Source organism: Granulicatella adiacens ATCC 49175 (assembly GCF_025150565.1).
Classification (GTDB): domain Bacteria; phylum Bacillota; class Bacilli; order Lactobacillales; family Aerococcaceae; genus Granulicatella; species Granulicatella adiacens.
Genome location: NZ_CP102283.1, coordinates 1,068,575 through 1,080,466 on the forward strand (window position 1 = coordinate 1,068,575; position 11,892 = coordinate 1,080,466).

Below are 11,892 nucleotides of genomic sequence, written 5' to 3' on the forward strand. Positions count from 1 at the left end.
ATTCTTGAAATCGTTATAAGTCAATTCATTTAAGAAGAATTTTAAAACAAAAAAGTCTTTTAGTACTTAAAATACTAAAAGACTAAAGCAAATGCTATTTATTCAAAAATTCTTTTGCTGAATCATTCAGTTCAGAGACAATTTGTTGCACTTCATCTAATGTACTCACTACTGCCCCAGAAGCTAGCGGGTGCCCACCGCCTCCATGATTTTGAGCAATTGTATTCACGATTGGACCTTTAGAACGAAGATTTACTCTATACGTTCCATCTGGTTGTTCCACAAAAAGACCCCAACAATGAATGCCCTCTACTGTACTTGGTAATGAGATTACTCCGTGTGTTTGGTCTTCTTCAATACCATAAGTTTTTAAATGTTCCTGAGTCAATACAGTTGCTGCAACTCCATTGTCAGAAATTTCCATATTTTGATAAATATATCCTGCTAAACGACTAACTGAAACAGGATTTGTAATCATTTGATACGCAATTCCTGAAATATCTACATCGAACTCTAATAATTTAGAAACCATTGAAAATGTAATGGTTGTCGTCGAAGGATATAAGAAACGTCCTGTATCGCCAACAATACCAGCATAAAGTGCATTAGCTGCTTCTTTTGACATTACCCAAGTACTTTCTGCATCAAAAGTAAAACGGCACAACATCTCACTTGTACTGCTTGAATCAGTATCAACAAATGAAATAGCACCATACACATCTCTATCTGGATGGTGGTCAATTTTAATCACTTTCGATGGATCTACTTCAAATGGGCAGTCAATACGTGGTGTATTCGCACAGTCCAATACAATAACAAGTGAAGCGTCAAATTGCTCTTGTGTTATCTCGTCCATTTCTCCAATATAATTTAATGAGCTAGGCATTTCACCAAGTAAATACACTGTTTTCTCTGGATAAGTCGCGCGAATAATTTCTCTTAACCCTACTTGTGACCCAATTGCGTCTGGGTCTGGTGATTCATGACGTAAGATTACAATCGAATCCGCTTTTTTAATTTCTGCATCAATCTTTTTAAAAAACTCAGTATAATTCATTATTTTATAATTCCTTTCATCCAATTATTGGACTAATTTTATTGTAAACACAACACTTTATAATACTCTTATTTGAGTGTTATTTCAATCTTTCTTAAAGTTTCTTACTACCTCTTTCAACTTAGCATCCACTTCTAAAATTTGGGCTTGCGTAACAGAAGGAATACCGCACGCGAGCGTATGTCCTCCGCCGCCGAACTCTTGCGCAATGTGATTTACTATTGGTCCTTTTGAACGTAAATGAACTCTAAAGGTAGCATCCTCTTGTTCCACATACAGACTCCAAGCCAAAATCCCTTCAACAGTTCCAGGAACTGAAACTACAAGAGAGGCTAACTGGTCATTAGATTGGAAACGACGAAGTACTTCTTTCGTTAAAACAACACTTGCCATCCCTTCAGGAGATACTTCTAAATGCTCATAAATATACCCTGTCATTCGATTCACATTCAGCGGTTTCGTAATCATCCTATCGGCAATCCCAGACAAATCTACATCGTGTTGTATCAATTTTGATACAAGCGCAAAAGTTTTCGAAGTAGTCGACGGATATAAGAATCGTCCTGTATCTCCGATAATTCCAGCGTAAATAACATTAGCGGCTTCTCTGTTCATTTGAAATGGTGTCGTTGTATCAAAAGCAAATTCTGCCATGATTTCACTAGCACTTGCGGCCGTTGTATCCACATAACAAACCTTTCCGTAAGGTGTCACATTTGGATGGTGATCAATCTTAATCACCTCATCTACCTTCACTTCAAACGGACAATTAATGAGTTGAGGTGTGGAACAGTCCACAACGATAACCAGCGATTTGTTGAACACCTTTTGAGTGATTTCATCCATATCACCGATATACTTCAAGTTTTCGGGCATATCTCCAATAACATAAACTGACTTTTCAGGATATGCCCCTTTTATCAGCTTACTAAGTCCTATTTGAGAACCCAAAGCATCTGGGTCTGGTTTTCTATGCCTTAAGATCACGATTGAATTGGCTTTTTCAATCTCAGTGATGATTTCTTTTAATAATTCCTTGTAATTCATCATTAGTTTCTTTCCATTAATTGATTTGACATAATTGCTTTTGCAACCACCGAGTTTTCAAGCAGTACAGAAATATCAATTTTAGATACTTTTCTGCCTATATCTAAAGTCTGAATTTGAATCGCAATTTTACTTTCAATTGGAATCATCCTCAAATAATGCATTTCCAATTGTTCAATAACCGTATTGCGACGTTGGCTGCGATGAATAAATTCTTTCGAAGCAACTGAAACCACCTCACAAAGAACCCCAAAAGATAGCATTCCTAAATTATTGGTCATCTGAGGAGTGACTGTAAAACTAAATCTCGCATTTGTTGGGTTAACTTCTATGACTTCTAGATTTTCACTCACATCATCTTCGAAAGTATTTCCTACTTGTGGTTGTCTTTGTGTTAATTGCATAGCTTTCATAACGTCACGTCTTGAGATGATTCCAATGAGTTCCATGTTATCTTGAACAACAGGTAGCATCTCCAACCCATTCCATATCATCGAATGCGCAACGCTTGCCACACTCGCATGTAACTTAGATACAGAAGGATTTTTAGTCATGATTCTTTCAATAATTAAACTATCAGATTTTCCTAATATATCTTTAGCGGAAACAACCCCTACTAAGCGATTAGAGTGATTCACAACTGGAAAACGGGAATTTCCTGTCTTTTCACTCAACTCGCGATACTCTTTAACGGTTTGATCCATTCTTAAATAATTCGTATTTTCGATATCATTATAAATATCGGCAACAATCATGATTTTCTTCTTAATCAATTGATCGGTCATCGCACGGTTGATGAGGCTGGCAACCGTAAATGTATCGTACGTTGTTCCCATCAGCGGAATTTTAAGCTCATCCGCTTTTTGAATTAATTCAGGTGTTGCTTGGAATCCCCCAGTAATTAAAACAGCGGCTCCTTGATTCAAAGCGAGTAATTGCGCATCTTCACGGTTCCCGATAATTACAAGCGATTCCGGTTGAATATAACGTGTCATAGCGTCTAGTGTCATCGCACCTATAACGAAACGGTTTAAGATTTTATCTAATCCTTCACGACCACCGAATACTTCCCCTTCAATTATCTTAATAATTTCTCCAAAAGAAAGTTTTTCTAGATTATCCTTTGTTTTACGTTCAATACGAATTGTTCCAACTCGTTCAATGGTCGAAACAATCCCGATATTTTCTGCTTCCTTAATGGCACGATAAGCAGTGCCTTCGCTCATTTCCATATTCTTTGCAATCGAACGTACTGAAATTTTTTCTCCAACTGGCAGTGATTCAATATAACGAATGATTTGTTGATGTTTTGATGTCATAATATCTCCTCTGTATTAAAAAAATGAAACACCTAACTTAAACTGTACTATTATTGTACTAAATTTTCTTCTTTAATACTAGAGACAAAATAAAAAAACTGGTCAAAAAAGACCAGTTTTATAACAATTTCATTCTGAATATGGAGGTATTTCTTCTCCATGAGGACAATGCGTTGGATTCCCTAAGAACTCCGCTAATCGCTCTGTCATTTCAACACTTGAAGCATGTTCGAGAATTTCTGCTTGATCATGAACAGACTCTCCACTAAATCCAAGAGAATTAACAAGAAAGACTTCCCAGATTTTATGCGAACGAATCAAACGTTCTGCAACTTTAATCCCTTTTTGCGTTAATTTTGCACCTTTATAACGAATGTATTCGACCGTGCCATCATGTACTAGCTTGTTTAACATTTCTGTTGTGGAAGCTGCTGAAAGGTCCAACATTTGATTGATGGCTTTATTCGTTACAAATTCATCTTTACCACCTAATTTATAGATTGTTTTAATGTAATCTTCCTTATTTGGTGTCATAAGCCATCTCCTTTCATTTCCCTTTCAGTATAGCATAGTTTGCGATTGAAAAACAGAGCTAAGAAAGAGCCTTAGGAAACTCCTAAGACTCTTTAGATTTAAAAATCAATTATTTGATACGACCTGGACGTTCTTTGTATCCAAAATATGCATCCGCAAGAATTTCTTCCATATCAGCTACCATTGGTAAACGAGGGTTTGCAGGTGAGCATTGATCTTCATAAGCAAGCATTGCAATCTCATGGATTGTAGCTAACCATTCTTTGTGGTTAACACCTTGAGCTTTGAAGTTCATTTCGATACCTACAGCTTCCCCTAATTCGTATACAGCTTTAGCTAAAGCGTCAACTGCTTCTTCAGGTGTTGAAGATGGTAATCCTAACATACGAGCAATGTCTTGGAATTTTTCATCTGCACGGTAGTAGTTGTATTTTGGCCATGTAGCAGCTTTAGCAGGACGAGTACCATTGTAACGGATTACGTATGGTAATAGAATTGCATTTGTACGTCCGTGAACTGTGTGGAAGAATCCACCAATCTTATGCGCCATTGAGTGGCTCATACCTAAGAACGCATTGGCAAATGCCATACCAGCCATTGTAGAAGCGTTATGCATTTTTTCGCGTGATACGAAATCAGCATTTTTCACACTGCTTACTAAGTTTTCAAATACTAATTTAATTGCTTGCAATGCTAAACCATCTGTATAGTCATTTGCAAGTGTTGAAGTGTACGCTTCAATTGCGTGAGTTAATACATCCATACCAGTATCAGCTGTTACAAAGTCTGGAACTGTCATCACTAATGCAGGATCAACAATCGCAATTGTTGGTGTTAGTGAGTAGTCAGCTAATGGATATTTACGGTTGTTTGCTTTATCTGAAATTACCGCGAATGGTGTAACTTCAGAACCTGTACCAGATGTAGTTGGAATACCAACATATTTTGCACGTTCCCCTAATTCTGGGAATTTAAATGCACGTTTACGGATATCCATGAATTTTTGTACTAAGTCACGGAAGTCCACTTGTGGTTGTTCGTAGAACATCCACATTACTTTTGCAGCATCCATTACAGAACCACCACCAAGTGCAACGATTGTATCTGGCTCGAAGCTCTTCATGATTTCTGCACCACGGTTTACTGTTGTGATGTCTGGATCTGGTTCTACATCTGAGAATACTTCATAAATTACTTTGTTTGGACGTAATTCTAATTGTTCAATAACACGTTGTAAGAATCCTAATTTAACCATTGCTTGGTCAGTTACGATCATTACACGGCTTACATTTTTCATTTTTTGTAAGTATTGAATTGAATCGCGTTCGAAATAGATTTTTGATGGAACTTTAAACCATTGCATGTTATTTCTACGTCTCCCTACTTTTTTGATATTTAATAGATTTACAACACTTACGTTATCTCCAACTGAGTTACGTCCGTAAGAACCGCAACCGAGTGTTAATGATGGGATAAATGCGTTATAAACGTCCCCAATACCACCAAAAGTAGAAGGAGCATTCCAAATGACACGAATTGCACGAACAACACGTCCAAATTCTTTTGCTAATTCAGCATCTTCAGTATGAATTGCTGCTGAGTGTCCTAAACCATGGAATTCAACCATTTGACGTGCTTTTTCAACACCGTCTTCACGTGATTCTGATTTAAGTACTGCAATGACAGGAGAAAGTTTTTCGCGAGTTAAAGGTTCTTTTTCGCCAACTTCTTTACATTCTGCAGCAAGAATGTTTGTTCCTTCTGGAACTGAGAAACCTGCTTGTTCAGCAATCCATGCAGCTGGTTTACCAACGATGTTCGCATTTAGTTTAGCACCAGCACAGTTTTTGCTGTTTGCCTTTACGCCGAAGCAGAATTCTTCTAATAATGCTTTTTCCTTTTTGTTTACGAAGTAAGTGTGGTAGCTCTTTAATTCTTCAACAAAATCATCGTAAATTTCTTTATCAATGATTGCTGCTTGTTCAGAAGCACACACCATTCCATTATCGAATGATTTACTCATTACGATATCGTGAGCTGCTTGACGAATGTTAGCAGATTTTTCAACATAAGCTGGTACGTTACCAGCACCTACCCCAAGAGCTGGTTTACCGCAAGAGTAAGCAGCTTTAACCATCGCGTTACCACCTGTTGCTAAAATTGTAGCAATTCCGTCGTGGTTCATTAAAGCGTTTGTTGCTTCAATTGATGGATGTTCGATCCATTGGACACAGTTTTCAGGAGCTCCTGCTGCAACTGCTGCATCACGAACGATTTGAGCGGCATGAGCAGAACTTTGCTGAGCTGATGGATGGAATGCAAACACGATTGGGTTACGTGTTTTTAATGCGATTAACGCTTTGAAAATTGCTGTTGAAGTTGGGTTTGTTGTAGGTGTAATCCCACAAATAACCCCTACAGGTTCAGCGATTAAAGTTAATCCAGTTACCTCATCATCTGAAATAACACCAACTGTTTTAGTATGACGCATGTTATGCACCACGTGTTCACAGGCAAATAAGTTTTTCGTTGCTTTATCTTCGAAAACTCCGCGCCCTGTTTCTTCGATTGCATGTTGAGCTAATACACCGTGTTGGTCTAACGCAGCTACTGATGCTTTGGCTACAATGTAGTCCACTTGTTCTTGATTTAACAAGCGAAATTCATCTAGAGCTTTTAATCCTTTCTCAACTAATAAGTCGATTTCTTGTTGTACTTGGTTGTTTTTTTGTTCACTCACTTGTGATTTCCCCCAGTGCTTGTTATTTTTATCACATTTATATCGTACACTATTTCACATTGTTTGTAAATAGTTTTCATAGAAAAATTTTCCTTATGAAAACATATTCATTTGTTTTCATCTTCCTTTCATTTTAATGTCCTAACCTATACTTTTATTCTATCTATAATTCCGAAAATATCAATACTATTTCTAAAATATTTTGCAAACCTTTACATTTAATTATAAAAGAAAAAAGCTGACATTTTGATATGTACCCCCTTTACTGGACAAACCAGTAAAGGGGGTATTTATTATGCGTTACTCATTTGAATTCAAAATGAAATGTGTAGAATTATATCGACAAGGAATATGGGCCGAAACGCCTGAAAAAGTTATGAAAAGGAGTTTCCAAAGAAAAATACTGGATTGGGATAAAATTGAAAAAATTCACGGACCTAAAGGATTAGAGCGCGTTAAAAGGCAAAGAAAATGGACAGCAGAAGAAAAATTGACATTTATTCTACAGGTTTTAAACGGGAAGACTCTTTCAGAGGTTTCTTTTCCAGCAGGAATTAGTCGCGGATTATTAAGTTCTTGGGTTCACAAGTACCTAACTTATGGATATAATGGTCTAAAGAATGAGAAACGTAGACAAGCATTATCTAAGGAGCTTATTATGAATAAAAAGGCTGTGACTGGTAACCTTTCAGAATCCGAACGAGAAGAATTAGTTCGATTACGTGAGCGAAATGCATATTTAGAAGCTGAAATTGCTGTTATAAAAAAACTGAGAGCCTTGAGAAAAGAACAGGAAGCTGCGCTTCTCAAGGCGCGAAAGCAGCGATCATCAAGGAACTTCGAGAAGTAGGATACCAACTAAAATATCTTCTTAAAGCGATGAAAATGGCTAAATCTACTTATTATTTTGAATTAAATAAAGTAGATGCTGTGGCTGAAAAGAATGGGGATTTATTATTGGAAATCCAAACAATCTTTCATGAAAATAAAGGTAGATATGGTGTTAGAAGAATTTACCAAGAACTTCGTCGTAGAGGTTACGTTGTTAATCATAAAAGAATTCAACGTCTGATGCATATAAATGATTTGTTTGGAAAACGCCCTAAACAAAAATACCATTCTTATCGTGGTAGTGTTGGAAAAGTTGCTGATAATATTATTAACAGAGATTTTGTGGCCAAAAGGCCTCTTCAAAAATGGAGTACAGATGTATCTCAATTCACTTTTTCTTGGGGAAAATGTTTCTTTTCTCCAATCTTAGATATGTCTACTAATGAAATAATCTCCTATGATCTTTCTCTAAGCCCCGACTTAGAACAGATTCAAAGGATGCTAAATAGAGCTTTCAAAAAATTCCCTGATGTTAATGGATTGATTCTCCATTCTGATCAAGGTTGGCAATATCAACACGCATTTTACCAAAGATCATTAAATGAACGAGGGATTATTCAATCAATGTCCCGAAAAGGAAATTGTTATGATAATTGCATTATAGAAACGTTTTTCGCCAGAATGAAGAACGAAATGTTCTACGGTTTTGAAATGGAATATTCTACCTTTAAGGAATTTCAAACGGCTGTGGAAGAATATATAGATTATTACAATAACAAAAGAATTCAAGAAAAAACAAAATGGATGCCCCCTGTTCTATACAGGGAAACATCCATGTGTTCAGCTTAATTTAAAAATGTGTCCAGGATTCTGGGTACATATCAATTTTTGCCAGCTTCTTTCTTTAAAACAATTCACTAAGATTGATATCTTCTAATGTTATTTCTTTATTTGTCTGCGCCTCTAGTGACTCAAAATCAAAATATTCATTAATACTTAGTTGATTGATTTGAAAAATTTGTTCAAAAAGATTTTCAGGAATTTTCTTCTTCCATTTATAATCCAAAAAATAATGTGAAAGATCTTCCTTGGAAATAGTCTCATAGCCAAGTTCGTTAAATTCCATTACTTTATAATGGAACCATGTTTTATGTCTATCTTTTAAACTTTCCTTGTTCATAGACTACTCTTCTTCAGTTGCTACTTCTTCCGTACGAACTTCAATATTTGTTGGAGCTGCTGTAGGAATAACATGATGAATAGCACGTTTTTCGAATACTAAAATAACGTCTTCACAGTTTAATTCAACCGTTTGATCTTCACTATTCACTTTTTCAATGACACCATGTAAACCTCCGATGGTAACAACGCTATCACCTGGTTTAATGGCATCCATTCTTTCCTGCATCTCTTTAACTCTTTGACGTTGTTTACGTCCAAAGAACCAGAACGCTCCACCCGCTACTACTACGTATAAAATTAATAATGTTGTTTGATCCATAATCTTTCCTCATTTCCAATGTATATGTCTTTACTTTATCAAAAAAATTAATCTATTTCTATATTCTTTAGAAATTTCTAGCATTTTCCTTGTTGAAACCATATTCTTCAAAGAACGCTTCTCTAAACTCTAATAAGTTATCATCCATAATCGCTTGTCGAACTTGTTTCATTAAGTTTAATAAGAAGTACAAGTTATGATAACTTGTTAAGCGCAATCCGAATGTTTCGTCTGTCTTAAATAAATGACGAATATACGCACGTGTATAGTTACGACATGTGTAACAGTTACATTTCTCATCTAAAGGTCGGAAATCACGTTCGTACTTTGCATTTTTGACTACAAGACGTCCGCTACTAGTCATACATGTACCGTTACGCGCAATACGTGTTGGTAATACGCAGTCAAACATATCTACTCCACGAATGACACCATCAATTAATGAGTCAGGTGAACCTACTCCCATTAAATAGCGAGGTTTATTAGAAGGAATCAGTGGAGTTAAGTAATCCAACACTTCATTCATCTCTTGCTTTGTTTCGCCAACAGATAATCCACCAATAGAATATCCTGGGAAATCTAACGAAATCATGTCTTTAGCATGTGCGATACGTAAATCTTTATACCCCGCTCCTTGTAAGATACCAAATAACGCTTGACTATCTGGTGACTTATGAGCTTTTAATCCACGCTCTGCCCAACGAGTGGTACGAGCAATCGAATCTTTCACATAATCATGTGTATGATGAAAATCAGGACACTCGTCAAAACTCATAATAATGTCCGCACCTAATTTATTTTGAACATCAATTGAAATTTCAGGCGATATGAATAGTTTAGATCCATTTAGGTGATTTCTAAAATGAACCCCCTCTTCTTCAATACGACGCATATCACTTAGCGAAAATACTTGGAACCCGCCAGAATCGGTAAGAATCCCTTTCTTCCAGTTCATGAAGTTATGCAGTTTTCCAGCCTCATCTACAATATCCGCACCAGGACGTAACCATAAATGATAGGTGTTACTCAAAATGATATTAGCGCCCATTTCATCTAATTCTTCTGGAGACATTGATTTTACGGTGGCTAGTGTTCCAACCGGCATAAACATCGGTGTTGGGAAAGTACCATGAGGTGTAATGATTTCTCCAAGACGAGCGCCTGTATGTTTTTCAGTTTTTATTAATCTATATTTTACTGCAGGTTCTGTCATTTCATAAATCCTTTCTTCATTTCATAACTATCTAACTGTACTCTACATAGACAAAAATGTCCAATAAAAACGGGAGTCACGTACTTAATGACTCCCTTTCTACTACCAACCTTAGTCAGCAATTTTTGTATAATTGTAGCTTGGCTCTTTCAACTTCTCATCAAAGCCTACTTCTAAATTATGTCCTTGGAAAAACCATTCATCTCCAGTTTCAACAAAGTATGTAATTCCATTTTCCTCAACACTCACATAAGGTTTACTTGGAGCATCAACTTCAACAGCTAAAGAGAACCCTTCATGAATTGGACTGCATCCGTATACTTTACCTAGGAAACGAACACCGCGTTCTTTAGATACACCCATTTCTTCTTCGAACCATGCTTGTGCTTTTTTATCAATTGTTAGTTGCATTGTATCCACTCTTTCCTTTAATTTACAATCTCATTCTAACATAAAACTATAAAAAGTTAGTAAAGTTTGCTCACTGATTACCTGTATACATGAAAGAAACACAGTTTAGCGATGTTAAACTTGTGAACCCATTAGATTCATAAAAAGAAATCGTCTTCATTGAATTATCAGTAGTTAATTGAATTTGATACACATTCTTGTACTTTTCTAGAGTCTGTTGTAACAATTTTGTTCCGATTCCCTGGTGTTGATACTCAGGAGTTACCAAAATATCTTGAATAAACAGAATAGACGCTCCATCTCCAACAGCGCGCAATACACCAACGAGTATTCCTTCTTCAGTAAAGGCCGCTAATACATGAAGTGAACTTTTATAAGCAACTTCAAGCATTCCTGGATTTTGCGTGTAATTTGTCCATCCTACTGCTTCATAAATAGGCAATACATCTACTAAAGCGATTTCTGGATTATCAACATAACGGATCATATGATTCAACCCCTTTAAATCTATTTCATTTATTTACTCTCATAAAAATTATAAATAAAAAAACTGGAATCCACAATAGTGAATTCCAGTTCTGAAATTGTCTAATAAGATTAGCCAAGTTTGTTGTAGTACTCAACGACTAGTGATTCGTCAACTTCAGAAGTTAACTCGTCACGTAATGGTAGACGGTTTAATGAACCTTCTAATTTTTCTTCGTCGAAAGTAACGAACTCTGGACGACCATATAAAGCTTCTAAAGCTTCTTTAATGATTGTTAAGTTACGTGATTTTTCACGAACACCCACAACATCGCCAACTTGTACTTGGAATGAAGGGATATCTACGCGTTTACCGTTCACAGTGATGTGACCGTGGTTCACTAATTGACGTGCTTGACGACGAGTAGTTGCTAAACCTAAACGGTATACTACGTTATCTAAACGTTGTTCAAGAAGAACCATGAAGTTTTCACCATGTTTACCTTCTTTAATTTTGCCAGCTTTTTTGAATAAAGTAGCAAATTGACGTTCGTTCATACCATACATATGACGTAATTTTTGTTTTTCTTGTAATTGTTGACCATACTCAGATAATTTTTTACGGCTATTTGGTCCGTGTTGACCTGGTGCGTATGGACGACGAGCGATTTCTTTTCCTGTTCCTGAAAGTGAAATGCCTAAACGACGAGATAACTTCCAGCTTGGTCCAGTGTAACGTGACATTGAACATTCCTCCAATAATTGTTTATTTTT

Annotated in this window: 13 protein-coding genes; 2 read left to right on the forward strand and 11 right to left on the reverse strand. The window is 36.3% G+C overall.

Features of this window, described 5'->3' with window-relative positions:
- Positions 1-94 precede the first annotated feature (94 nt).
- The 5 genes from NQ540_RS05275 to adhE form a co-directional block, all read right to left on the reverse strand.
- The gene (locus tag NQ540_RS05275; protein WP_005605599.1) at positions 95-1,057 is read right to left on the reverse strand and encodes a DHH family phosphoesterase; all 963 of its coding nucleotides are present in this window, start codon (positions 1,055-1,057) and stop codon (positions 95-97) included.
- An 84-nt stretch (positions 1,058-1,141) separates the two neighbouring features.
- On the reverse strand, positions 1,142-2,107 hold the full coding sequence (locus NQ540_RS05280; RefSeq protein ID WP_005605602.1) for a DHH family phosphoesterase: 966 nt from the start codon (positions 2,105-2,107) through the stop codon (positions 1,142-1,144).
- Positions 2,107-3,423 (reverse strand): DRTGG domain-containing protein, encoded by a 1,317-nt coding sequence (locus tag NQ540_RS05285; protein WP_005605603.1) that lies wholly within the window; start codon positions 3,421-3,423, stop codon positions 2,107-2,109. The genes NQ540_RS05280 and NQ540_RS05285 overlap by 1 nt, the downstream gene beginning before the upstream one ends.
- A gap of 129 nt (positions 3,424-3,552) precedes the next feature.
- Complete coding sequence (locus tag NQ540_RS05290) at positions 3,553-3,957, reverse strand: metal-dependent transcriptional regulator (protein WP_005605605.1); 405 nt, start codon at positions 3,955-3,957, stop codon at positions 3,553-3,555.
- A gap of 109 nt (positions 3,958-4,066) precedes the next feature.
- The gene (gene adhE, locus NQ540_RS05295; protein ID WP_005605607.1) at positions 4,067-6,697 is read right to left on the reverse strand and encodes a bifunctional acetaldehyde-CoA/alcohol dehydrogenase; all 2,631 of its coding nucleotides are present in this window, start codon (positions 6,695-6,697) and stop codon (positions 4,067-4,069) included.
- 295 nt (positions 6,698-6,992) lie between these two features.
- Between adhE and NQ540_RS05300 the strand changes: the two genes are divergently transcribed.
- Positions 6,993-7,547, forward strand: coding sequence for a transposase (locus NQ540_RS05300; RefSeq protein ID WP_005608245.1), 555 nt, complete (start codon positions 6,993-6,995; stop codon positions 7,545-7,547).
- On the forward strand, positions 7,526-8,377 hold the full coding sequence (locus NQ540_RS05305) for an IS3 family transposase (RefSeq protein ID WP_233420212.1): 852 nt from the start codon (positions 7,526-7,528) through the stop codon (positions 8,375-8,377). Before NQ540_RS05300 ends, NQ540_RS05305 begins: the two co-directional genes overlap by 22 nt.
- Before the next feature lie 55 nt (positions 8,378-8,432).
- On the opposite strand, the gene NQ540_RS05310 is transcribed toward NQ540_RS05305, so the two are convergent.
- The 6 genes from NQ540_RS05310 to rpsD all read right to left on the reverse strand — a co-directional run bounded on the left by NQ540_RS05310 (position 8,433) and on the right by rpsD (position 11,862).
- Positions 8,433-8,708: a post-transcriptional regulator gene (locus tag NQ540_RS05310; protein WP_005605609.1), complete on the reverse strand. Its 276-nt coding sequence runs from the start codon at positions 8,706-8,708 to the stop codon at positions 8,433-8,435.
- A 3-nt stretch (positions 8,709-8,711) separates the two neighbouring features.
- Positions 8,712-9,029, reverse strand: coding sequence for a preprotein translocase subunit YajC (gene yajC / locus NQ540_RS05315; protein WP_005605610.1), 318 nt, complete (start codon positions 9,027-9,029; stop codon positions 8,712-8,714).
- 67 nt (positions 9,030-9,096) lie between these two features.
- Positions 9,097-10,242 carry a tRNA guanosine(34) transglycosylase Tgt gene (tgt, locus tag NQ540_RS05320; RefSeq protein ID WP_005605612.1) on the reverse strand — a complete coding sequence of 382 codons (1,146 nt, stop codon included), beginning with the start codon at positions 10,240-10,242 and terminating at the stop codon, positions 9,097-9,099.
- A 111-nt stretch (positions 10,243-10,353) separates the two neighbouring features.
- Positions 10,354-10,653, reverse strand: coding sequence for a HesB/YadR/YfhF family protein (locus NQ540_RS05325; protein ID WP_005605614.1), 300 nt, complete (start codon positions 10,651-10,653; stop codon positions 10,354-10,356).
- Between the two features lie 70 nt (positions 10,654-10,723).
- Entirely contained in the window at positions 10,724-11,140 is a 417-nt protein-coding gene (locus NQ540_RS05330) for a GNAT family N-acetyltransferase (protein WP_005605616.1), read from the reverse strand.
- Between the two features lie 110 nt (positions 11,141-11,250).
- Positions 11,251-11,862: a 30S ribosomal protein S4 gene (gene rpsD, locus NQ540_RS05335; protein ID WP_005605618.1), complete on the reverse strand. Its 612-nt coding sequence runs from the start codon at positions 11,860-11,862 to the stop codon at positions 11,251-11,253.
- Positions 11,863-11,892 lie beyond the last annotated feature (30 nt).

What these genes read in the sequence shown, in the direction of transcription:
- NQ540_RS05275 (WP_005605599.1), bottom strand. Translation starts at nt 1,057, where the DNA reads ATGAATTATACTGAGTTTTTTAAAAAGATTGATGCAGAAATTAAAAAA.
- NQ540_RS05280 (WP_005605602.1), bottom strand. Translation starts at nt 2,107, where the DNA reads ATGATGAATTACAAGGAATTATTAAAAGAAATCATCACTGAGATTGAA.
- NQ540_RS05285 (WP_005605603.1), bottom strand. Translation starts at nt 3,423, where the DNA reads ATGACATCAAAACATCAACAAATCATTCGTTATATTGAATCACTGCCA.
- NQ540_RS05290 (WP_005605605.1), bottom strand. Translation starts at nt 3,957, where the DNA reads ATGACACCAAATAAGGAAGATTACATTAAAACAATCTATAAATTAGGT.
- NQ540_RS05300 (WP_005608245.1), top strand. Translation starts at nt 6,993, where the DNA reads ATGCGTTACTCATTTGAATTCAAAATGAAATGTGTAGAATTATATCGA.
- NQ540_RS05310 (WP_005605609.1), bottom strand. Translation starts at nt 8,708, where the DNA reads ATGAACAAGGAAAGTTTAAAAGATAGACATAAAACATGGTTCCATTAT.
- yajC (WP_005605610.1), bottom strand. Translation starts at nt 9,029, where the DNA reads ATGGATCAAACAACATTATTAATTTTATACGTAGTAGTAGCGGGTGGA.
- tgt (WP_005605612.1), bottom strand. Translation starts at nt 10,242, where the DNA reads ATGACAGAACCTGCAGTAAAATATAGATTAATAAAAACTGAAAAACAT.
- NQ540_RS05325 (WP_005605614.1), bottom strand. Translation starts at nt 10,653, where the DNA reads ATGCAACTAACAATTGATAAAAAAGCACAAGCATGGTTCGAAGAAGAA.
- NQ540_RS05330 (WP_005605616.1), bottom strand. Translation starts at nt 11,140, where the DNA reads ATGATCCGTTATGTTGATAATCCAGAAATCGCTTTAGTAGATGTATTG.
- rpsD (WP_005605618.1), bottom strand. Translation starts at nt 11,862, where the DNA reads ATGTCACGTTACACTGGACCAAGCTGGAAGTTATCTCGTCGTTTAGGC.